Genomic DNA, 20897 nt, shown 5'->3' on the forward strand with positions numbered 1-20897 from the left:
CGGTCGCGACAGCGTAGCGCCGGACACACGGACGAGGACACACAACGAAACGTTTGCGTTTCGATCAGGGGAGGGCGTACCTTTAGCGGTACGAAACCGTTTCGGTTCGCTTATTCGTACGGCGCACAGCGCGGGCGGACCCGCGGACCAACCCGTCAGGCAAGGAATCCATGGGGCTGCCCGAACCCCTCACGCGCCGGAAGCGGCGTACCCGGCTCACCCCCGAGCGGGAGCGCGAACTGTACGGACGCACTCTCGACCTCGTACGCGACGTCGGCTACGAGACGATGACGCTCGACGCCGTCGCCGCGGAGTCGCGGTGCAGCAAGGCCACGCTCTACCGGCAGTGGGGCAGCAAGCCACAGCTTGTGTCCCGGGCGCTGCGCGAGATGCGGCCGTTCTCCCTCGACGATCTCGACACCGGGTCCTTCAAGGGCGATCTGTACGCGCTCGCGCAGCGGATCGGCGAGGCCCACAAGGACATCGACCTGGTACGCGGCATCTCGCTGGCCATCCGCAAGGACGCGGAGCTCGCCGACGCCGTGCACGAGGCGCTCGTCCAGCCCGAGCTCGACCTGTTCGAGACGATGCTCGCGCGGGCCGCGGAGCGCGGCGAGATCGACCGCTCCGCACCCGCCTGCGATTTCCTTCCGCACATGTTCGTCGGTTCCGTCTTCTCCCGGCCGCTCCTCGAGCGGCAGGCGGCCGACACCGAATATCTCCAGCGCTATGTGGACACCGTCGTCCTCCCCTTGCTGCTGGACGCCTGACCGCCTCCGGCCCCTTGACGGCCTCCGGCTCACGACAGACCTCGAAGGACCACGCAATGCCCACCCCGCTCGACGCGCGCGAGCGTCCGGCCGCGGCCTCGTCCGCACAGCCGCCGGGCGCCCCGGCCGCGCACCACGTACCCCACCGCTGGTGGGTGCTGGCCGTCATCGGCCTCGCCCAGCTGATGGTGGTGCTCGACGCCACCATCGTGAACATCGCCCTGCCGTCCGCCCAGGCGGACCTCGGCTTCTCCGACGACGGCCGCCAGTGGGTCGTCACCGCGTACTCGCTCGCCTTCGGCAGCCTCCTGCTGCTCGGCGGCAAGCTGTCCGACCTCTTCGGGCGCAAGGCGACGCTGCTCATCGGCCTCATAGGGTTCGCGGGCTCGTCCGCCCTCGCCGGTGCCGCCACCGGCTTCTCGATGCTCGTCGCGGGCCGCGCCCTCCAGGGTGTCTTCGGCGCCGTCCTCGCGCCGACCGCGATGGCGCTGCTGACCACGACGTTCACCGAACCCAAGGACCGCGCTCGCGCCTTCGGCATCTTCGGTGCCATCGCCGGTTCCGGCGGCGCCATCGGCATGCTGCTCGGCGGCTTCCTCACCGAGCACCTCGACTGGCGCTGGACGCTCTACGTCAACCTGGTCATCGCCGCGTTCGCGGTCGTCGGCGCGCTCGTCTTCATCCGCAAGCCGGCCCCCGGCCCGCGCCCCAAGCTCGACCTGCTGGGCACACTGCTCGTCGCGGCGGGGCTCTTCAGCATCGTCTTCGGCTTCTCCAACGCCGAGACGCACAGCTGGAGCAACTGGATGTGCTGGGTCTTCCTGGCCGCGGGCGTCGTCCTGCTCGCGCTCTTCATCGTGTGGCAGACCCGGGCCAAGCACCCGCTGCTGCCGCTGCGCGTCCTCGCCGACCGCAACCGCGCCGCTTCCTACGTGAGCGTGTTCATCACCGGCGCCGGCATGTTCGGGATCTTCCTGTTCCTGACGTACTACCTGCAGACGATCCTCGGCAAGAGCCCCATGGAGACGGGCGTCGCCTTCCTGCCGATGATCCTTTCGCTGATGGTGACGGCGCAGATCGCCACCATGGCGCTGATCCCGAAGCTCGGCCCGAAGCCGGTCGTCCCGGTCGGCATGGGTCTCACCGCGGGCGGTCTGGCCTGGCTCACCGCGCTCGACGTGACCAGCAGCTACGCCTCGCACGTGCTGCCGCCGCTGATCATGATCGGTGTCGGTATCGGTCTCGTGATGCCGCCCGCGATGAGCCTCGCCACCCTCGGTGTCGACCCGAAGGACCAGGGCGTCGCCGCCGCGACCGTCAACACGATGCAGCAGGTCGGTGGCTCGATCGGCACCGCGCTGTTCAGCACCATGGCCGCGACGGCCGCCTCGAACTACATCGCCGACCACGGTGTCTCGAAGGCCAGCCAGGCCGAGGCCGCCGTGCACAGCTACGCGACCGCGTACTGGTGGGCCGCCGGGTTCTTCGCGGCCGGTCTCATCGTGTCGGTCCTGATGTACCGCGCGGGCCGTCCGCACGCTCAGGCGCAGCAGAAGGTCGAGTCGGCCGCCGAGGCCACCGAGACCGCCCCTGCCGCCGAGACCGCCGGTGAGTCCGTGGCCGCGGCGGCGCCCGTCACCCCCGTGGCCACCGCCCCCGCGGTGGAGGGTCCGGGCGTGCACGGCCGGGTCCTCGACGAGCAGGGCGCTCCCCTGCCGAACGCCGTGGTCACTCTGATCGACAGTGCGGGCGCCCAGCTCGGTCGCGGCAGCGCCGCCGCCGACGGCAGCTACGCGGTGTCGGCCCCGGCCGCCGCAGGCGAGGGTTACGTCCTCGTCGGCTCGGCCCCCGGCCGGGACCCGCGGGTCGCCGCGCTCGCGCTGCGCGCGGACGGACCGGTCGGCTTCGACCTCGTCCTCAGCGGCGACGGCGGCCTCTTCGGCACCGTGCGCTCCGAGTCCGACTCGGCGCCCGTCGTCGGCGCGCTCGTGGTCACGACCGACGAGCGCGGCGAGACCGTCGGCTCGGCGCTCACCGACACGGAGGGCGAGTACTCGCTGCCGCAGCTGCAGCAGGGCACGTACACGTTCACGGCCAGCGCGGAGGGCTTCCAGCCGTACGCGGGTCAGGCCACGGTCGCGGGCGGCACCGCCACCCGCCAGGACGCCGTGCTCCGCTCGGCCGCGAGCCTCACCGGTACGGTCCGGGGCACCGACGGCACCCCGGTGAACGACGCCCGCGTCACCCTCCTCGACCAGGCGGGCAACGTGGTCGCGGTGCACACCACGGGCTCCGACGGCGCCTACGCCTTCGCCGGTCTGTCCGGCGCCCAGTACACGGTGATCGCCAGCGGCTACCCGCCGGTGTCGAAGCCGGTCACGGTGGCGGGCAGCGGCAACCCGGGCGACCTCGACGTCGCCCTCGGCCACGGCGACTGACGCTCACCAAAGCCTGACATCACACCGCCGCGGGCGGGGCAGACCACTGCCCCGCCCGCGGCCTTTTGCCATGGTGTGCCGGGCCGTCGCCGCCTCACACCGACCGATGCCCCAGCGCGTCGATCACCCGGTCCGTGAAGTCCGCTGCCGCCGGCGGCAGTTCGCGGCCCGCACGGCACTGGACCTGGAGGGTGCGCTGGCGGAACTCCTTCTCCTCCAGGGGGACGGCGGTCAGTGCCCGGCGGTCGGAGGGGCTGAGGGTGACGCGGCTGGCCAGGGTGACCGCGCCACTGGCCCGGACGAAGCGCAGCAGGGCGTCCACCGTGGTGCACTCGAAGACACCTTCCACCGAGAGCTGGTGCGCGGCCGCCGAGGCCTCCAGGAGGAGACGGCTCGTGGTGTCGGTCGACGGCAGAGCCACGGGGTGCCGGACGAGGTCGCGTACCGAGACGGCCGGTTGCTCCGCGAGCGGATGGCCTCTGCGGACGATCGCGCAGAGCGGGGCCTCCTGCGTGTAGCGGATCGACACCCCTGCCGGCAGCGCGATGTTGAAGGTGACTCCGAGGTCGGCGATGCCCTCCGCCACCATCTGGGTCGCCTCCGTCGGCCGCGCCACGTGCAGGACGACGCGCGCCTCCGGGTGCTCCGCGTGGAAGGCGGCCGCGACGTCGGGCAGCAGGTGGTGGGTGACGCCGATGGTGGCGGCGACCGTGATGACCGCACGTGTGGTGCGCCGCTGGTGCACCTCTTCGGTGATCGCCTCGGCGTCCTGGATCGCCCGCCGCGCGAAGCCCGCGAAGGCACGCCCGGCCGCGGTGACGGTGACCCCGCTCGGCCGGCGGTCGAAGAGCGGTGCGCCCACCTCCCTTTCCAGGCGGGCGATTTGACGGCTCACCGCGGAGCCCGCGACGAAGAGGCGACGGGCCGCCGCGTTCACCGAACCCGTCTCGAAGACGGCGATGAAGTACTTCAGGGCCGGGTCGATCAGGGGCATCGGGTGTCTCTCCGCTCCATGCGCCGCATCGGCACCGCGTTGCCGCTACGGCAACGCACGCGTTCCCATATTGTCACCGACGGACGTCCCACCAACCCTTGTTGACGCCTTCCGCACGGTGTCACCGTCGTGGCCCATGAGCAGACAGGACGCGATCGACAACGCAGCACACCACTTCGACTCCGGGACGTTCCTGGAAGAACTCACCCGTCTCGTCGCGGTCCCGACCGAGAGCCACGACCCGCACCAGGAACCCGCGCTGCACCGCTACTTGACCGAGGAGATCGCTCCCCGCCTCGAGCGCATGGGGTTCGCCGTCGAGATCGCGGAGAACCCCGTCTCCGCCCGCCATCCGTTCCTCGTCGCCCGCCGGACCGAGGCCGAGGGCCTGCCCACGCTCCTCACCTACGGGCACGCCGACGTACAGCCGGGCCACCCGGCCCGATGGCGCACCGGCCTCGATCCCTGGCGGCTCACCGTCGAGGGCGAGCGCTGGTACGGGCGCGGTGTCGCCGACAACAAGGGGCAGCACCTGGTCAACCTCGTCGCCCTGGAACACGTCATCGAGCAGCGCGGCGGGCGCCTCGGCCACAACGTGGTGCTTCTGCTGGAGACCGGCGAGGAGTTCGGCTCCCCCGGCCTCGCCGAGTTCTGCGCGCGGCAACGCGAGGGGCTCCTCGCCGCGGACCTGCTCATCGGCTCCGACGGACCGCGCGTCGCACAGGACCGGCCCACCGTCTTCCTCGGCTCCCGCGGCGCCGCGAACTTCACGCTGTCCCTCGATCTGCGCGAGGGGTCCCACCACTCGGGCAACTGGGGCGGGTTGCTTCGCAACCCCGGCACCGTCCTCGCCCATGCGATCGCCTGCCTCGTCGACGACCGCGGCAGCATCCGCGTCGAGGGTCTGCGGCCCGCCGGGATCCCCGACGAGGTGCGCCAGGCCCTGGCCGACATCCCGGCGAGCGCCGACGGGCCCACCCCCGACCCCGGCTGGGGCGAGCCGGGGCTCACCCCGAACGAGCGCCTCTTCGCGTGGAACACCATCGAGGTCCTCGCCATGACCACGGGCCAGCCGGACAACCCCACCAACGCGATTCCGGGCAACGCCCGCGCCCACTGCCAGCTCCGCTTCGTCGTCGGCCTGGAGTCGTCCGAGGTGCAGCGGGCTCTTCGCAAGCACCTCGACGAGCACGGCTTCGACACGGTCGAGGTCACCGCCGACTACGGCATGGAGGCGTCGCGGCTCGACCCGTCCGACCCCTGGGTGCGCTGGACCCTCGACTCGCTGGAGCGGACGACCGGCACCACGCCCGCGCTCCTGCCCAACCTCGCCGGCTCGCTGCCCAACGCCGCCTTCTCCCGCGGCCTCGGCCTGCCCACCGTATGGGTTCCGCACTCCTACCCCGGCTGCTCCCAGCACGCCCCCGACGAGCATCTGCCCGCCCCTCTCGTCCGCGAGTCGCTCCAGGTGATGGCCGGCCTCTTCTGGGATCTCGCCGAACTCGCCGACGCCGGCACCTGGCCTCCCCCGTCCCCCGCCACCGCCGCCGTCATCGACGGGACCGCCCCATGAGCGCGCCACCAGCAAGCGACACGGCGCGGAGGGCCGCCACCCCGAGCCCGGGGAAGATCATCACCGCGGCGTGCGTCGGCAACGCCCTGGAGTGGTACGACATCGCGGTCTACAGCTACTTCGCGACGTACCTGTCGAAGGTCTTCTTCACCAACGACGACCCGACGCTGTCCCTGCTCCTGACCCTGGGCACCTTCGGCGTCTCGTTCCTGATCCGGCCCGTGGGCGCCCTCGTGCTGGGCTCGTACGCGGACCGGGCGGGCCGAAAGGCCGCGCTGACCTGGTCGATCGGCCTGATGGCGCTGGGTACGCTGCTGATCTGCGCGATGCCGTCGTACGCGGCGATCGGTGTCGTCGCACCGGTCGGGATCCTCGTCGCCCGGCTCGTCCAGGGCTTCGCCGCGGGCGGCGAATTCGGCAGCGCGACCGCCCTCATGGTCGAGCTCATGCCGAACCGGCGCGGTTTCGCCGCCAGTTGGCAGTTCACCAGCCAGGCCGCGAGCACCCTGCTCGCCGCCCTGCTCGGCACGGTGCTCACCTCGTCGCTCAGTGAGGAACAGCTCACCTCCTGGGGCTTCCGGATCCCGTTCCTCATCGGCCTGCTCGTGGCACCCGTGGGCCTCTACATCCGCTGCAACGTCCCCGAGCCCCCGGCCACCGCACCCACCCCGGAGGCGGGCCCGGCCCGCCCGGTCCGCACCCTGCTGCGCGAGCACAAGACCGGCGTCCTGCTCACCGTCGGACTGCTCGCCGTGACCACCTGCCTCAACTACCTGATCACGTACATCCCGACGTACGCGACGAAGACCCTGGACCTCCCGGACTCCACCGGTTTCGTCGCGGCGCTCGCCGGTGGCCTGGTCCTGCTCGTGGTGACGAGTGTGGCGGGCCACTTCTCCGACCGGGTGGGCCAGATCGCCATCATGGCGCCCGCGGCGGGCGCGGTCCTGCTGCTGATCTACCCGATGTTCGCGCTGCTCGTGGCCGCGCCCTCGCTGGGCCTGCTCATCGGCGTCGTCATGGTGATGGCACTGTTCAAGGCCTGCTACTACGGACCCATGGGCGCCCTGATGGCGGGTATTTTCCCGGCCGGGACCCGTGCCACCGGCATGGCGGTGGGCTACAACATCGGTGTCACCGTCTTCGGCGGCTTCACCCCGATGATCGTGGCCTGGCTGCTCGACACGACGGGGCAGGACGCCGCTCCCGCCTACTGGGTGGCGTGCGCCGCCGTGGCGAGCCTGGCCTCCCTCGCCGTGCTGCGCCGCCGCGGCACCACCCCTCGATGATCCGCGTCCGACCGGCCCGTCCACGCAAGGAGTCCCCATGTCACTGAACGACTTCGCGCGCCACCCTCTCCTGTTCGGCCCCAGCCCCGTGCACCCGCTGGACCGGCTCAGCGACCGCCTCGGCGGCCCGCGTGTCTGGGCCAAGCGGGAGGACTGCAACTCCGGGCTCGCCTTCGGCGGCAACAAGACCCGCAAGCTGGAGTACCTGGTCCCCGACGCGCTCGCCCGGGGCGCGGACACGCTCGTCAGCATCGGCGGCGTGCAGTCCAACCACACCCGGCAAGTGGCGGCGGTCGCCGCCAAGCTGGGCCTCAAGGCCGTTCTGGTGCAGGAGAGTTGGGTGGACTGGCCGGACGCGGTCAACGACAAGGTCGGCAACATCCTGCTGTCCCGGATCATGGGCGCCGACGTACGCCTGGTGCGGGCCGGTTTCGGCATCGGCTTCAAGGACAGCTGGCAACAGGCCCTGGAGGACGTACGCGCGTCCGGCGGCACCCCGTACGCGATCCCGGCGGGCGCCTCCGACCATCCGCTCGGCGGCCTCGGCTTCGCCAACTGGGCGTACGAAGTGGAGCAGCAGGAGCGTGAGTTGGGCGTCTTCTTCGACACGGTCGTGGTGTGCAGCGTCACCGGCAGCACCCACGCGGGCATGATCGCCGGATTCGCGGGCCAGGACCGGCCGCGCCGCGTCATCGGCATCGACGCGTCGGCGAAGATCGACGAGACGCGCGCACAGGTGGCGAAGATCGCCCGCAACACGGCGGAACTCATCCGCCTGGGGCGGGAGGTGCGCGAGGACGAGATCACCGTCCTGGAGGGCTGGGCCGGTGACCGCTACGGGATCCCGGTCGACTCCACGGTGGACGCGATCCGGCTGACCGGCGAACTGGAGGGTGTCGTCCTCGACCCGGTCTACGAAGGCAAGTCGATGGCCGGCCTCATCGACCTCGTGCGCGACGGAGACATCCCCAAGGACTCGAACGTTCTGTACGCACACCTGGGCGGCCAGCCGGCCCTCAACGCCTACAGCGGCGTCTTCCAGTGATCGGTGACCGACTCACGGAACGTGCGCGCGGGCCTGCCGAGGACATCGGCCACCGTCGTGGTCACGTACGCCGGGTGTCCTGCGCTCGCACCCCAGGCGTCGAGCAGCATGTCGACGACCGGCGGCGGCCAGACACCTTCGGTCGCGCGCCGGAACTCCTCGGGTGAGAGTTCCTCGAAGGGGATCGGGCGGCCGACGGCGTCGCCGATCACCCTTACCTGCTCGGCGTGGCTGAGCGCCTCGGGGCCGGTGAGGACGTAGTCGCCGCCGGTGTGCCCGTCCTCGTACAGGGTGCGGGCCGCCACGGCGGCGAGGTCGCGCTCGTCGACCGGTGCGGTCTCGACGTCGGCGTAGGGCCATCGGACGGGGGCACCCGTGCTGATCGCGGGCTCCCACCACAGCCGTGCGTTCGAGGCGAACATGCCGGGCCTGAGGAACGTGGCGTCGAGACCCGCGGCGGTGATCAGGCGCTCGATCCCTGCGTGCAGGTCGGCCATGGGGTTGGGCTGCCGAAAGAACGGGTGCGGGGTCCGGTGCGGCGAGGAGAGGAGGACGACGCGTCGGGTGTGCGCCGCGATCCGTTCGACGACGGCTCCGGCCGTGGCGGGTGGCGCGGTCCACAGGAGGAACACCGAGCGCACGCCTCGCAGTGCGTCGTCGAGCGAGCCCGGCTCGGTGAAGTCGCCCGCCACCACCTCGACCCCGTCCGGGAGGTTCGCGGCCACAGGGTTGCGCGTGAGCGCACGCACGGGCACCCCCGCGGCCAGGAGCTCGTCGACCACCGCCCGGCCGATCCGTCCGGTGGCCCCTGTCACGAGCACGGGTCGCGCCCCGTCCTGGCCGCTGTCCGTCTTCTCCTGCTGCTGCGTATCGTCCATCGTCACGCACACGAGAATAACGTAACCGAGTTGCCTTTTTCACGATGCGAGCTGCACAACCAACCGTTGTGCACCGCACCCCGCGCGTTGTTTGATCCCGGCACACGGTGACCGCTTTGCTGACGGTCATGCCTGATACGAACCGCCTCTACGTCCGCACGCCCGAGTTCGCGCGCACCGCCGAGCGCATCGAGTACGTCACCGGACTCACATCACGGCTCAACGTCCTGCCCTTCGACGACAAGGCCGCCCGCGCGGCGCTGCTGGGAGACATCCTCGGCAGGCCGGTCCCCAAGTCCGTCACGGTCTATCCGCCCTTCTACACGGACCACGGGCTCGGCATCGAGTTCGGCGAGCACGTCTTCGTGAACCAGGGGTGCACGTTCCTGGACCAGGGCGGCATCCACCTGGGCGACGGTGTACTCGTCGGACCGAAGACGAACCTGATCTCGTCCGACCACCCGCTCCGGGCCTCCGACCGCGTCGAGTTCATCACGCGGGCACCCGTCACCATCGGGGCGAACGCGTGGCTCGGCGCGCACGTGACGGTGCTGCCCGGTGTCACCATCGGACACGGCGCCGTGGTCGGGGCGGGCTCCGTGGTCACCAAGGACGTGCCGCCGAACACGCTGGTGACCGGTCCCGCGGCGGCCGCCCGCAAACGGTGGGACGACTGAACCGCGGGACCGCTCGACACCGGCCGGGGCAGGCCCTACAGACCCACGTCCCGGCTGCGGATGTCCTCCAACGACTCACGGCGTACGAGGAGTCGGGCGCGGCCACCCCGGACCGCGACCACCGGCGGACGGCCGACCGCGTTGTAACCGGAGGCCATCGACAGGTGGTACGCGCCGGCCACCGGCACGGCCAGCAGGTCGCCCGCGCGCACGTCGGCGGGGAGCCGGACGTCGGTGGCGAGCACGTCACCGGCCTCGCAGTGCCGGCCGACGACCGTGACCGGCGCCAGGTCAGCGCGGCCCCGCCTGCCGACGAGGCGGGGCACGTAGCGCACTCCGTACAGCGCGGGCCGCGGGTTGTCGCTCATGCCGCCGTCGACGGCGACGAAGGTGCGCCCGCCGGTGCGCTTCACGGACACGACGCGGTACAGGGCGACCCCGGCGGGCCCCACGACGGCCCGGCCCGGCTCGATGATCAGGCGCGGCACGGTGAGCCCGGCCGCCGCGCACGCCTCGGTCAGCTCGGCGCGTACCTTGCGGGCCAGCCGGGTCAGGTCCATGGCGGGTTCGCCGGGGCGGTAGGCGATGCCGTGCCCGCCGCCGAGATCCAACTCCCGCAGCACCAGACCGTGTTGTTCCTTGAGGCGGGCCATCAGCCCGACCATCCGGCGCACGGCCGACAGGTACGGCTTGACGTCGGTGATCTGTGAGCCCAAGTGGCAGTGCAGTCCGGTGAGTTCGAGCTGCGGCTGGTCGAGGATGCGGGTGATGGCGTGCTGGGCGTAGCCGTCGCTGATGGACAGGCCGAACTTCTGGTCCTCGGTGCCGGTGCGGATCTTGTCGTGGCCGCCCGCACTGATGCCGGGGACCACGCGGACCATCACCTTCTGGTGGCCGTCGGGGCCGACCGCGGCGGCGATCCGGGCGATCTCGGAGGGGCTGTCGATGACGATGCGGCCGACTCCGTACCACAGGGCCCGCTGCAGGTCCTGCGGTGTCTTGGCGTTGCCGTGCAGGACGATGCGGTCGGCGGGGAACCCCGCGGCGACCGCGAGTTCCAATTCGCCGGCCGAGCAGACGTCGAGGCCGAGGCCCTCGTCCGACACCCACTGCGCCATCGCACGGCACAGGAACGCCTTGGCGGCGTAGTGGACTTCGGCCTCCGGGAAGGCGTCCCGGTAGCCGCGGCAACGGCTGCGGACCTCGCTCTCGTCGAGGACGTACACCGGGGTGCCGTAGCGGCCCGCGACCTCCGCGAGCGGCACACCTGCGACGGCGGCGTCTCCGGGATGCGGTTCGGCGGTCGAGGCGGGCCACACCGACAGTTCCTCGGCGGTGGTGGACGTGGGTTCGTGAACGGTGGTCATCGTGTGTCGTCGCCCTTCCTCAGCCGATCCCGTACGACAGCGCCATGACGAGGGCCGCGACCGCGGCGCTCCGGGGCACGCCGACACGCCGGTCAGTGGCCGACGTCGGTGCGGGCGCCGAGAGTTGTGGGTCCACCGTGACGGTTGCGGCGCCGAGCGGCGCGGTCAGGGCGCGCAGGGCGGGTTCGGCGAGCCGGATCCACGGCTGGTCGGGGCCGAGCGTGGTGGTCAGCGCGCGCACGGAGGTGAAGCCGACCGCCGTGCGGTCGCCGAGCGGGGTGCGGAACAGCCGGGCGGCGTGCCCGAGCGGGCCCGGCCGGACGGGGACGTACAGGGGTCCGGCCGGGAACCGTTCGGAAGGTTCCGGGTCTTCGCCGCTCAGAGGTTCTGCCATGGGGTGCCTCCTGGAGATCTGGTGATCGGCAAGGACGCTATGCCCGTACTCCCCCGCCTCCGCGCCGTCCTGACGGCACCCTGACGTCGAACGCCGTGTCCCTGACGCCCTCGTGACGGGTGGTGCCACGACGGCGGTCGGCGACCGTCAGAGGTGCGCCAAGAAGCGACCCAAGAGCTGGGCGCGGGCCCCTGCACGGGGGTGAGATGGCTCAGGAGGCCCCGGGTGGGGCGCACGAGTGGTGGATCAGGGAGCGTGAGGCGATGTCCGGTTCCGACGGGGAGCGAACCGTGCCCCGTGTCGTGGTCGGAGTCACCGGGTCGCCGGGCAGCCGCGCCGCCCTGCGCCGGGCCGCGGCCGAGGCACTGCGGCGGCAGGCCGCGCTCTGGGCGGTGCTCGCCTGGCAGCCGCCCGGCGGCGAACTCCACTCACGCCGGGTCCCGGCCGCTCCGCTCGCGGGCGCCGACTGGGAGAACCTGGCCCGCACCACGCTCGTCACCGCGATCCACGAGGTGTTCCCCGACGGACCCGGCGTACCGCTGCGCGCCGTCCTCGCCCGGGGCACACCGGGCCGGGCCCTGGCCGAGACGGCCGACCGGGAGGACGATCTGCTGGTCCTCGGCGCCGGACACCGCGGCCGACTCCATCGGGCGCTGCACCCGTCGGTGAGCCGCTACTGCCTCACCCATGCCGTGTGCCCGGTGCTCGCCGTCCCGCCGCCCGCGCTTGCGGCCGAGCTCGCGCTGGCACACCGTCGCAATGTGTGGCGGCTGCGCCTGGACACCCGGCACTTCGTGCGGGAGACGACGCCGCCTGCCAGGTGACACAGGGCCGGCGGCGGCGCTCTGGCTACCGGCCCTGCCAGTGGGGTTTCCGCTTGTCCAGGAACGCCGTCACACCCTCCGCGAAGTCGCGGCTGCCGTAGACCCTCGCGTACAGGTCCTCGGCGTGAGCGGGTGCGGAGGCGGACAGGACACGGCGGTCCGCCTCCTTCAGGGCGGCCAGGGTGAGCGGGGCGCAGCGGGCGATGTCTCCCGTGAGCAGCGCGAGCCGCTCGTCCAGGTCGGCCGGGTCGACGATCTCCGCGACGAATCCCGCCTCGTGGGCCTCCGTCGCGGTGATCAGCCGGGCGGCGAGGAGGGCGCGCAGGGTGCGGGCGCGGCCGAGCCCCGCGTAGAGGCGGGCCAGCACGGCGGGAGACAGGCAGTTGCCGAGGGTGCGGCCGATGGGGGCGCCGAACACCGCGTCGGGGGTGCACAGCACCACGTCGCAGCAGCTCGCGAGCGCGCTGCCCGCCCCGACGGCCGGCCCTTCCACCGCGGCGACGACGGGCATCCGCAGCCCCGCAAGCCGGTCGACGGCGCGGGCGACCCGGCGTTCGTACGCCACTCCGTCCTCGCCGCTTTCGAAGTCGCGGAACTCGCGGATGTCGGTCCCGGCCGCGAAGGCCCGTCCGCCGGCTCCGCGCAGGACCGTCAGCCTGATCCCCGGATCGGCGTCGATCTCCTCGCAGGCGCGCTCCAGTTGGTCGTACATGCGCAGGGTCAGGGCATTGCGCCGGTCGGGGTTGGCGAGGGTGAGGTGAGCGGCGTAGGTGTCGGTGCCGGGGACCGGGTGGCGGGTCCAGGTGACGGAGCCACCGCCCACTTCGTCGTCGGACGTCAACTCGGCCCCCTTTCTGAGGAGTTCCGTGTTGTGCTCGCCGAGTACCGGCGGATGGCAGCGCAGCCTGGCCGGGGTCCGGGCGAGTTTCACCGGGAAGCCCACGACGCGGCCGCGGCCGTCGACCGGGTGGTCGTACTCCTCGACCATGCCGCGGGCCCGCGCGTGCGGGTCGTGGTCGAGGATCTGGCCGTAGTCGAGGATGGGGCCCGCCGGGACGCCCGCGGCGAGGAGCAGGTCCACGCACTCCTCGGTGCTGGTGGCCGCGAGCCGTCCCTCCAGGAGGGCGATGAGTTCGGCGCGGTGGCGCATCCGGTCGGTGTTGGTGGCGAACCGTTCGTCGTCCGCCAGGTGTTGGAGGCCGAGGGCCTCGCACAGCCGCAGCCACAGGCGCTGGTTGTTGGCTGCGACGGTGGCATGGCCGTCCTTGGTGCGGACGACCTGGTAGGGCGCGGACATCCGGTGTGCCGAGCCGAGGCGCTGCGGGGGTTCGCCGCCGGAGAAGTACTCGACCGACTCCCAGACGGACATCGCCAGCACCGCCTCGTAGAGCGATGTTTCGAGGTACTGGCCCTCCCCCGTGCGCAGCCGGTGGACGTGTGCGGCGGCGATGCTCAGCGCGCACAGCATGCCCGCCCCGAGGTCACCGACCGGGAGCCCGCACTTGACGGGTGGCCCTTCCGGGTCGCCGGTGACACTGACGGCACCGGCCATGCCCTGGGCGATGAGGTCGTAGCCGGGGCGGTCGGCGTACGGCCCGTACTGGCCGAAGCCGGAGATCGATGCGTAGACGATGTCGGGCCTGACCTCGCGGACGGCTTCGTAGCCGACGCCGAGGCGGTCGACGACGCCGGGGCGGAAGTTCTCCACCACCACTTCGGCGTCGGCGGCGAGCCGGAGGAACTCCGCGCGGTCGGCGTCGGTGCGCAGGTCGAGGGTGACACTGCGCTTGTTGCGGTTGAGGGCGTGGAAGGCCGGGGTGTCGCTGCCGGGCCGTGGCGTGCCCATGGACGTGCGGGTCTGGTCGCCGCCCCGTGGTGACTCGACCTTGATGACGTCCGCGCCGAGGTCGGCGAGCAGCATCGTGCAGTACGGGCCCGCCATGACCTGGGAGAGGTCGAGGATGCGGACGCCGTCCAGGGCTCCCGGTGCGCCGGTCATCGCAGCGCCTCCCGCAGCAGTTGCAGCGGGTGCTGCGCGCCACGTCCGGTGCCGTGGTGGATCTGCTGGCGGCAGGAGACTCCGGTGGCGGCGAGGACGGTGTCGCCGGGTTCGGCCCTGACCGCCGGGAAGAGCCGGTCCTCGCCGACCGCCATGGACGTGTCGTAGTGCTCGGCCTCGAAGCCGAACGAGCCCGCCATTCCGCAGCATCCGGCGTCGAGCTCGACGACCTCGGCGCCGGGGATGCGCTGGAGGAGTGCGACGGTGGCCGCCGTGCCGACCTCGGCCTTCTGGTGGCAGTGGCCGTGGAAGACGATGCGGTGGCCCGCGGGCCGCACGTCGTCGCGCAGCCGGAGCCTGCCGTCGTCGATCGCCTCGGTGAGCAGCTCTTCTATCTGCCGCACCCGGCCTGACACGTCGGCGACGGCGGGGTCGCCGGGAAGCAGGGCGCGGTGTTCGTCGCGCAGGGTCAGCAGGCAGGAGGGTTCGCAGCCGACGATGGGTCCGTCGCCCGCGTCCGCGAGTCGGTGCACGAGATCACCCGCCTGTGCCTTCGCCTGGTCGAGCAGCCCCTTGGAGAAGGCGGCGCGGCCGCAGCAGCCGCCGCTCTCCAACCGCACCTGCCAGCCCGCCCGTTCGAGGAGTTCGACGGCGGCCCGGCCGACATCGGGGTCGGTGTAGGTGGTGAAGGAGTCGGCGAGCAGGGTGACGGTGCCCTGACTGCCCGCGACCGTCGCCGGCCTGCGGCGGAACCAGGAGACCAGGTTGCGGCGGGCGAACACCGGCAGCGGCCGGGCGGCGGCGATGCCGAGCGCGCGCTCCAGCAGTCGGCGGGGCAGCGGGAGGTTGGAGAGGGGCGCGGTCGCCGATCCGAGGCGGTTGAGGCGGCGGATGGCGCCGAACACCCGCGACCGCAGTGGTGTGCCGTGCCGCTCGTGATGGTGTGCGAGTGTCTCGGCCTTGAGCGTGGCCATGTCGACGCCGAGCGGGCACTCGCTCTTGCACGCCTTGCACATCAGGCACAGGTCGAGGACCTCGTGCAGCCGCTCGTCGCCGAGCGCGGCCTTCGGGTCGGGCTCCGAGAGCGCCTTGACGAGGGCGTTCGCCCGGCCGCGCGTGGAGTCGGCCTCGTGCTTGGTGACCATGTACGAGGGGCACATGGCGCCCGCGTCGCTCTTGCGGCACAGGCCGATGTTCATGCAGCGGTCGGCGGCGCCCCGCATGCCGCCGCCTCCGCCGACGACCTCGAAGTCGAGGTGGGTCCGCAGGGGCGGCGCGGGTGGCAGGGCGGCGTCGCGGAGGTGTTCGGTCATCGCCGGTGCGTCGACGATCTTTCCGGGGTTCAGCCGGTTGTCCGGGTCGAAGAGGCCCTTGACCTCGCGCATCGCCTCGTAGAGGTCGTCGCCGTACAGTTCGCGGTTGAACTCGCTGCGGGCGAGTCCGTCGCCGTGCTCGCTGGAGTTGACGCCGCCGTACTCCCGTACCAGCTCCTTGATCTCCTCGGCGACCGTCCGCATCGTGCGCACCTGGTCGGGGTCGGCGACGTCGACGAAGGGCCTGATGTGCAGGCAGCCGACCGAACAGTGGCCGTAGAAACCGGCGTTGAGGCCGTGCCGGTCCAGGATCTGTTTGAAGCGGCGGGTGTACGCGGCGAGGTGCACGGGGTCGACCGCGGTGTCCTCGATGAAGGCGAGCGGGCGGCGGGTCCCTTCGCTCGCCGCCATCAGCAGGCCGAGGCTGGACTTGCGGACCTTGAGCAGCCCGGACTGCTGGGCGGGGGTGACGGCCTGGAGGGTGTGGTATCCGTGGCCGTGCCGCTTCCACAGTGCGGTCAACTTCCTTAGGCGGCCGATGAGTTGGGCCTCGTCGTCGCCGGTGAAGCTGACGAAGAGGAGGGCCTCCGGGTCGCCTTCGAGGATGCTGCCGAGCGAGGCGTACTCGATCTTCTGCCGGGAGAGGTCGAGGATCGTCCGGTCCATCATCTCGACGGCGGCCGGATCGCAGGCGAGCGCGTCCTCGGTGGCCTCGACGGCCCCGGCGACGGAGGTGAAGTGGCCGACGGCGATGACCGTGCGAGCGGGCTTGGGCACGAGGTCGACGAGGGCGCGGGTGGCCACGACGAGGGTACCTTCCGAGCCGACGACGAACTTCGCGAGGTCAAAGCGGCCGTCGCCGGAGCCGTGGTGGCCGGCGCCGGAGAACCCGGCGAGCCGGTCGAGGCGGTAGCCGCCGGAGCGGCGCCAGTACGCGGGGAAGTCCGAGGCGATGGACGCGGCGTGGGCGCGCACGATCTCGGGGAGTTCGCGGTGGATCCGCCCCTCCAGGGTGTCGAGACCGGCGCGCCGGGCCCGCTCCTCCTCGTCGACGGGGGCAAGGCGTGCCGTACTCGCGTCGGAGAGCACGACGTCCATCTCGCGTACGTGTTCGATGGTCATGCCGTAGCGGATCGATCCGCTGCCCGCGGAGTTGTTGCCCGCCATGCCGCCGATGGTGGCGCGGTTGCTGGTGGAGGTGTCCGGGCCGAACATCAGGCCGTGCGGTGCGGCGGCCCGGTTCAACTGGTCCTGGACGACGCCGGGTTCGACGAGCGCGGTGCGCGCCTCGGGATCGAGTTCGACGATGCGGTGCATGTGGCGGGACAGGTCGAGGACGAGTCCGGGGCCCACGGTCTGCCCGGCCAGGCTGGTCCCGGCGCCGCGCGGCACGAGCGGCACACCGTGCTCGGCCGCCGCCGCGACCGCGGCCTGTATGTCACCCGCGTGCCGCGGGAAGACGACGCCGCGCGGCTCGATGGCATACATGCTGGCGTCGCGCGAGAACAGGTGGCGGGTGTAGTCGTCGAAGGCGACCTCGCCGTCGAGGTCGCGGCGGAGCGCGGCTTCGAGGTCGCGGGCGGTGGTCCTGGCCGCGCCGGTGGGAGCGGCGGCGCGGATGTCTCCGGGGGCCGTCATCGCAGCACGTCCAATGCCGCCTCCAGGCCGCCCCGCTCGATGGGCACTCCTGCGAGTTCGAGCCCCATCTGCACACCGGAGAGGGTGCCCGCGAGGGTCAGGTCGTTGAAGTGGCCGAGGTGGCCGATGCGGAAGACCCGTCCCGCGAGCTGTCCGAGTCCGGCGCCGAGTGACATGTCGAAGCGTTCCAGGACGATCTTGCGGAGCTTGTCCGCGTCGTGTCCGGCGGGCATCAGTACGGCGGTCAGCGAGCCGGAGTGCTCGCGCTCGTCCGCGCACAGCACGTCGAGTCCCCAGCCCCGCACGGCGGCGCGAGTGGCGGCGGCATGCCGGGCGTGCCGCGCGAAGACGTGTCCGAGGCCCTCCTCCGCCAGCATGCGCAGCGCCTCGTCGAGGCCGTAGAGGAGGTTGGTGGCGGGGGTGTACGGGAAGGCGCCCTTGGCATTGGCGTCGATGACGGGCTGCCAGCTCCAGAAGGACTTGGGCAGCCGGGCGGTCCCGGCGGCGGCGAGGGCCTTGTCGCTGACGGCGTTGAAGCTGAGGCCCGGCGGCAGCATCAGCCCCTTCTGCGATCCGGCGACGGTGACGTCGACGCCCCACTCGTCGTGCCGGTAGTCGATGGAGCCGAGCGAGGAGATGGTGTCGACGAACAGCAGGGCCGGGTGGCCCACGGAGTCGATGGCCGCGCGCAGTTCGGGGATGCGGCTGGTGACTCCGGTCGATGTCTCGTTGTGGACGACGCAGACCGCCTTGATGCGGTGGGCGGTGTCGGCGGCGAGCCGCTCGGCGAGCACCTCCGGGTCGGCCCCGTGCCGCCAGTCGCCGGGAACGGCGTCGGTGTCGGCGTCGAGGCCCAGGGTGCGGGCCATCTCCCGCCAGAGCACGGCGAAGTGGCCGGTCTCGAAGGACAGCACGCGGTCGCCGGGGCTGAGCGTGTTGACGAGCGCGGCCTCCCAGGCGCCGGTCCCCGAAGCCGGATAGACGACCACGGGGCCCGTCGTGCCGAACACCGGCCCCAGCGCCTTGAGCAGACGCTTCGTCAGCTCGGCGAACTCGGGTCCTCGATGGTCGATGGTGGGCGCCGACATGGCGCGCAGCACCCGGTCGGGGACGTTGGTGGGGCCGGGGATCTGCAGGAAGTGGCGGCCGGTGCGGAGCGTCATGCGGTCGACTCCTCAAAGGTGTTGTGCCGTGAGGTGGCACGCCGTACCGTTGAGCGGCACGTGGAGCGTAGGCTTCCCCTCGCCAACGAGTCAACGGCCGTGCAAGGGCTGCCGGTTGCGATCAACGGACGCGTAAGGACTCGCGATGATGCAGAACGTCGCCAACACCCTGCGGGCGCTCGAGGAAGTGGCGGCCCGTCAGCCCGTCGGCGTGGCCGATCTCGCCAGGGCCCTCGACCTGCCGAAGAGTTCGGTCCAGCGCTCGCTGGTCACGCTGCACAGCACGGGGTGGATCCGCCCGGCCGGCGGCACCCCCACCCGCTGGGTCGTGACCACCAAGGCGCTGCACGTCGGGCGGCACGCGACGGACGAGTTGGGGCTGCGCGACGCGGCGCTGCCGGTGATGGAGGAGCTGCGCCGGCAGACCGACGAGACGGTGCACCTGGCGGTCCGGGAGGGCGGCAGGGTGCTACTGGTCGAGCGGCTCCAGACCACCAAGGCGGTGCGCATCATCCTGCCGCTCGGCCAGGATCTGCCGATGCATGCCTCGGCCAACGGGAAGGCCGTGCTGGCCGCCGACCCGGACGACGCGATCGAGCGGTACCTCGACTCCGGACTGCCGCGCTACACCGGCACCACCGTCACCGACCGTGCCGAACTCCTCGCGGAGGTACGGGAGATCAGGGCGCGCGGCTATGCGACGAACGGCGGCGAGTGGCGCACGGACGTTTCGGCGGTGGCGTCCGCGGTGATCGGTTCCGAAGGGCTGCCGGTGGCGAGCGTCAGCGTCAATGTCCCGACCAGCCGGATGACTGCGGACGCGACCGAGACCTTCGGGGAACTGGTGCAGGCGGCGGCCCGGACCATCAGCGCCCGAATCTCCTGACACCTCACCCGTGGCTGAACTCGGCCTCATGTGACATGTCTTGACGAGTCGTCACGCCCGCTTCCATACTCTCGCCCCAACCCGAAACGCAGATTCCGGATCCCGGAATGTCCTGAATGTGTGGTGACCACCGACCGAAGGCGAGGAAGCCTCGTGTCAGATCAAGTCATCTCCATCATCGGCCTCGTGCTCGTGTTCGTCATTGCAACCTTCTCCAAGGTGCACATGGGCGTTCTCGCCATCGTCGCCGCGTTCGTCGTCGGCACGGCCGTCGCCGGTGAGTCGGCCGACGATATTTTCGCCGGATTTCCCGGCGACCTGTTCGTGGTGCTCGTAGGTGTCACTCTGCTGTTCGCGATCGCCAAGAACAACGGCACCGTGGACTGGCTCGTACAGGCCTCGACCCGTGCCGTGCGCGGCAGGATCGCCCTGATCCCGTGGGTGATGTTCCTGATCACCGCGGCGCTGACGGCATCCGGCGCGGTCGTGCCCGGCGCCGTGGGCATCATGGCCCCCATCGGCATGGGCTTCGTCGTACGCCACAAGATCAACCCGATCCTGATGGGTCTGCTCATCATCAACGGCGCGAGCGCCGGCGGATTCTCCCCGATCAGCATCTTCGGCACCATCACCAACGGCGTGGTGCAGCGCGAGGATCTGCCGGGCAGTTCGGGGATGCTCTTCCTCGGCTCGTTCCTCTTCAACCTGGCGCTCAGCGTCGTCGTCTTCTTCCTGTTCGGCGGGCGCAAGCTGATCGGCCGACGCGTCGAGACCCCCTCCACGCATCCGGGCGGCGCCACGTCGTCGTCCGGGGCGGGCCCCGCGCCGGACGACGACGGTGACGCGGTGGTGGCGGGCCGGGTCCCGGTCCCCGCGGACGGCGCGGGGCCGGGCGACGGCACCGCGACCGCGACCGCTCCGGCCCCCACGGCCCACCGGGTCCCGGCGCAGGGCGGAGGGACGGCCCCGGCCGAGGAGGAGGTGATGCGGCTCGACCCCGTCCGCGCGCTCACCGTGCTCGGGGTGATCAGCCTCGCGGTCGGCTCGCTCACCTTCGACCTCGACGTCGGTCTGATGGCCTTCGTCGTCTCCGCGGTCCTGTGCCTCGTCTCCCCCGCTTCCGCGAAGGGCGCAGTGGAGCGCTGCGCCTGGCCGACGGTCCTGCTGGTGTGCGGCATCGTGATGTACGTCAGCCTCATGGACAAGATGGGCACCATCAAGTGGGCGGGCGAGAGCGTCAGCGATCTCGGCACTCCCCTGGTGTCGGCGCTGCTGATCTGCGTGATCGGCGGTGTGGTGTCCGCGTTCGCCTCCACCACCGGCATCCTCGGCGCCCTCATCCCGCTGGCCGTCCCGTTCCTGGCGGGCGGCGAGATCGGCGCCATCGGCATGATCAGCGCCCTGGCGATCTCGTCCTCGGTGGTGGACTCCTCGCCGTTCTCCACGAGCGGCGCGCTGACCGTCGCCAGTGCCCCGGAGGAGATGCGGGACACCGTGTTCCGACGGCTGATGACATGGGGCCTCAGCATGACGCTGATCGCCCCGCTCGCCACCTGGCTGATCTTCATTCTCCCCGGCCAGCTGTGACGCCCGGCCGGGAGCCGGCGGACCGGGAGCGCGTTCCCGGTCCGCCGGCTCCCGGCCGGTTC

The 20897-nt window shown here is 71.8% G+C and carries 16 protein-coding genes; 9 read left to right on the forward strand and 7 right to left on the reverse strand.

The genetic code is table 11. The features are described 5' to 3' along the window. Positions 1-170 precede the first annotated feature (170 nt). The gene (locus ACY34M_RS16255) at positions 171-770 is read left to right on the forward strand and encodes a TetR/AcrR family transcriptional regulator (RefSeq protein WP_462717060.1); all 600 of its coding nucleotides are present in this window, start codon (positions 171-173) and stop codon (positions 768-770) included. A gap of 56 nt (positions 771-826) precedes the next feature. Continuing rightward, complete coding sequence (locus tag ACY34M_RS16260) at positions 827-3208, forward strand: DHA2 family efflux MFS transporter permease subunit (protein WP_462717059.1); 2382 nt, start codon at positions 827-829, stop codon at positions 3206-3208. A 94-nt stretch (positions 3209-3302) separates the two neighbouring features. Here the strand turns inward: ACY34M_RS16260 and ACY34M_RS16265 are convergent, their stop codons facing one another. After that, positions 3303-4202: a LysR family transcriptional regulator gene (locus tag ACY34M_RS16265; RefSeq protein ID WP_462717058.1), complete on the reverse strand. Its 900-nt coding sequence runs from the start codon at positions 4200-4202 to the stop codon at positions 3303-3305. 136 nt (positions 4203-4338) lie between these two features. Between ACY34M_RS16265 and ACY34M_RS16270 the strand changes: the two genes are divergently transcribed. The 3 genes from ACY34M_RS16270 to ACY34M_RS16280 are packed head-to-tail and all read left to right on the forward strand — an operon-like array spanning position 4339 to position 8109. Next, positions 4339-5775 carry a M20 family metallopeptidase gene (locus tag ACY34M_RS16270; RefSeq protein ID WP_462717057.1) on the forward strand — a complete coding sequence of 479 codons (1437 nt, stop codon included), beginning with the start codon at positions 4339-4341 and terminating at the stop codon, positions 5773-5775. Next, entirely contained in the window at positions 5772-7064 is a 1293-nt protein-coding gene (locus tag ACY34M_RS16275) for an MFS transporter (RefSeq protein ID WP_462717056.1), read from the forward strand. The genes ACY34M_RS16270 and ACY34M_RS16275 overlap by 4 nt, the downstream gene beginning before the upstream one ends. Before the next feature lie 37 nt (positions 7065-7101). Continuing rightward, a complete protein-coding gene (locus ACY34M_RS16280) occupies positions 7102-8109 on the forward strand; it encodes a 1-aminocyclopropane-1-carboxylate deaminase (protein WP_462717055.1) in 1008 nt (335 codons plus the stop codon). Here ACY34M_RS16280 and ACY34M_RS16285 read toward each other — a convergent pair. Next, positions 8088-8987 carry an NmrA family NAD(P)-binding protein gene (locus ACY34M_RS16285; protein ID WP_462717207.1) on the reverse strand — a complete coding sequence of 300 codons (900 nt, stop codon included), beginning with the start codon at positions 8985-8987 and terminating at the stop codon, positions 8088-8090. The two genes, ACY34M_RS16280 and ACY34M_RS16285, sit on opposite strands and share 22 nt — an antisense overlap. 128 nt (positions 8988-9115) lie before the next feature. On the opposite strand from ACY34M_RS16285, the gene ACY34M_RS16290 reads away from it, so the two are divergent. Further along, positions 9116-9664, forward strand: a complete 549-nt coding sequence (locus ACY34M_RS16290; protein ID WP_462717054.1) for a sugar O-acetyltransferase — start codon at positions 9116-9118, stop codon at positions 9662-9664. A 35-nt stretch (positions 9665-9699) separates the two neighbouring features. On the opposite strand, the gene lysA is transcribed toward ACY34M_RS16290, so the two are convergent. Together lysA and ACY34M_RS16300 are read right to left on the reverse strand one after the other, a co-directional pair. After that, positions 9700-11031 carry a diaminopimelate decarboxylase gene (lysA, locus tag ACY34M_RS16295; protein WP_462717053.1) on the reverse strand — a complete coding sequence of 444 codons (1332 nt, stop codon included), beginning with the start codon at positions 11029-11031 and terminating at the stop codon, positions 9700-9702. 19 nt (positions 11032-11050) lie between these two features. After that, complete coding sequence (locus ACY34M_RS16300) at positions 11051-11425, reverse strand: SAV_915 family protein (protein ID WP_462717052.1); 375 nt, start codon at positions 11423-11425, stop codon at positions 11051-11053. Between the two features lie 263 nt (positions 11426-11688). Here ACY34M_RS16300 and ACY34M_RS16305 point away from each other — a divergent pair, with 263 nt between their 5' ends. Beyond that, positions 11689-12249 (forward strand): universal stress protein, encoded by a 561-nt coding sequence (locus ACY34M_RS16305; protein ID WP_462717051.1) that lies wholly within the window; start codon positions 11689-11691, stop codon positions 12247-12249. A gap of 25 nt (positions 12250-12274) precedes the next feature. Here ACY34M_RS16305 and ACY34M_RS16310 read toward each other — a convergent pair whose 3' ends face one another. Genes ACY34M_RS16310 through ACY34M_RS16320 form a run of 3 tightly spaced genes read right to left on the reverse strand, consistent with a single transcriptional unit; the run spans position 12275 to position 18362 of the window. Then, positions 12275-14248: an enoyl-CoA hydratase gene (locus ACY34M_RS16310; RefSeq protein WP_462717050.1), complete on the reverse strand. Its 1974-nt coding sequence runs from the start codon at positions 14246-14248 to the stop codon at positions 12275-12277. Further along, a complete protein-coding gene (locus tag ACY34M_RS16315) occupies positions 14245-17199 on the reverse strand; it encodes an FAD-binding and (Fe-S)-binding domain-containing protein (RefSeq protein ID WP_462717049.1) in 2955 nt (984 codons plus the stop codon). The genes ACY34M_RS16310 and ACY34M_RS16315 overlap by 4 nt, the downstream gene beginning before the upstream one ends. Beyond that, positions 17196-18362 carry a pyridoxal-phosphate-dependent aminotransferase family protein gene (locus ACY34M_RS16320; RefSeq protein WP_462717048.1) on the reverse strand — a complete coding sequence of 389 codons (1167 nt, stop codon included), beginning with the start codon at positions 18360-18362 and terminating at the stop codon, positions 17196-17198. Before ACY34M_RS16320 ends, ACY34M_RS16315 begins: the two co-directional genes overlap by 4 nt. 145 nt (positions 18363-18507) lie before the next feature. On the opposite strand from ACY34M_RS16320, the gene ACY34M_RS16325 reads away from it, so the two are divergent. After that, a complete protein-coding gene (locus ACY34M_RS16325) occupies positions 18508-19248 on the forward strand; it encodes an IclR family transcriptional regulator (RefSeq protein ID WP_462717047.1) in 741 nt (246 codons plus the stop codon). A 153-nt stretch (positions 19249-19401) separates the two neighbouring features. Further along, on the forward strand, positions 19402-20835 hold the full coding sequence (locus tag ACY34M_RS16330) for an SLC13 family permease (protein ID WP_462717046.1): 1434 nt from the start codon (positions 19402-19404) through the stop codon (positions 20833-20835). Positions 20836-20897 lie beyond the last annotated feature (62 nt).

The organism is Streptomyces sp. EDA2-14 (assembly GCF_054963755.1).

Excerpts from the sequence above, each read along its gene's own strand:
- ACY34M_RS16255 (WP_462717060.1), top strand. The coding sequence starts at position 171 with ATGGGGCTGCCCGAACCCCTCACGCGCCGGAAGCGGCGTACCCGGCTC.
- ACY34M_RS16260 (WP_462717059.1), top strand. The coding sequence starts at position 827 with ATGCCCACCCCGCTCGACGCGCGCGAGCGTCCGGCCGCGGCCTCGTCC.
- ACY34M_RS16265 (WP_462717058.1), bottom strand. The coding sequence starts at position 4,202 with ATGCCCCTGATCGACCCGGCCCTGAAGTACTTCATCGCCGTCTTCGAG.
- ACY34M_RS16270 (WP_462717057.1), top strand. The coding sequence starts at position 4,339 with ATGAGCAGACAGGACGCGATCGACAACGCAGCACACCACTTCGACTCC.
- ACY34M_RS16275 (WP_462717056.1), top strand. The coding sequence starts at position 5,772 with ATGAGCGCGCCACCAGCAAGCGACACGGCGCGGAGGGCCGCCACCCCG.
- ACY34M_RS16280 (WP_462717055.1), top strand. The coding sequence starts at position 7,102 with ATGTCACTGAACGACTTCGCGCGCCACCCTCTCCTGTTCGGCCCCAGC.
- ACY34M_RS16285 (WP_462717207.1), bottom strand. The coding sequence starts at position 8,987 with ATGGACGATACGCAGCAGCAGGAGAAGACGGACAGCGGCCAGGACGGG.
- ACY34M_RS16290 (WP_462717054.1), top strand. The coding sequence starts at position 9,116 with ATGCCTGATACGAACCGCCTCTACGTCCGCACGCCCGAGTTCGCGCGC.
- lysA (WP_462717053.1), bottom strand. The coding sequence starts at position 11,031 with ATGACCACCGTTCACGAACCCACGTCCACCACCGCCGAGGAACTGTCG.
- ACY34M_RS16300 (WP_462717052.1), bottom strand. The coding sequence starts at position 11,425 with ATGGCAGAACCTCTGAGCGGCGAAGACCCGGAACCTTCCGAACGGTTC.
- ACY34M_RS16305 (WP_462717051.1), top strand. The coding sequence starts at position 11,689 with ATGTCCGGTTCCGACGGGGAGCGAACCGTGCCCCGTGTCGTGGTCGGA.
- ACY34M_RS16310 (WP_462717050.1), bottom strand. The coding sequence starts at position 14,248 with ATGACCGGCGCACCGGGAGCCCTGGACGGCGTCCGCATCCTCGACCTC.
- ACY34M_RS16315 (WP_462717049.1), bottom strand. The coding sequence starts at position 17,199 with ATGACGGCCCCCGGAGACATCCGCGCCGCCGCTCCCACCGGCGCGGCC.
- ACY34M_RS16320 (WP_462717048.1), bottom strand. The coding sequence starts at position 18,362 with ATGACGCTCCGCACCGGCCGCCACTTCCTGCAGATCCCCGGCCCCACC.
- ACY34M_RS16325 (WP_462717047.1), top strand. The coding sequence starts at position 18,508 with ATGATGCAGAACGTCGCCAACACCCTGCGGGCGCTCGAGGAAGTGGCG.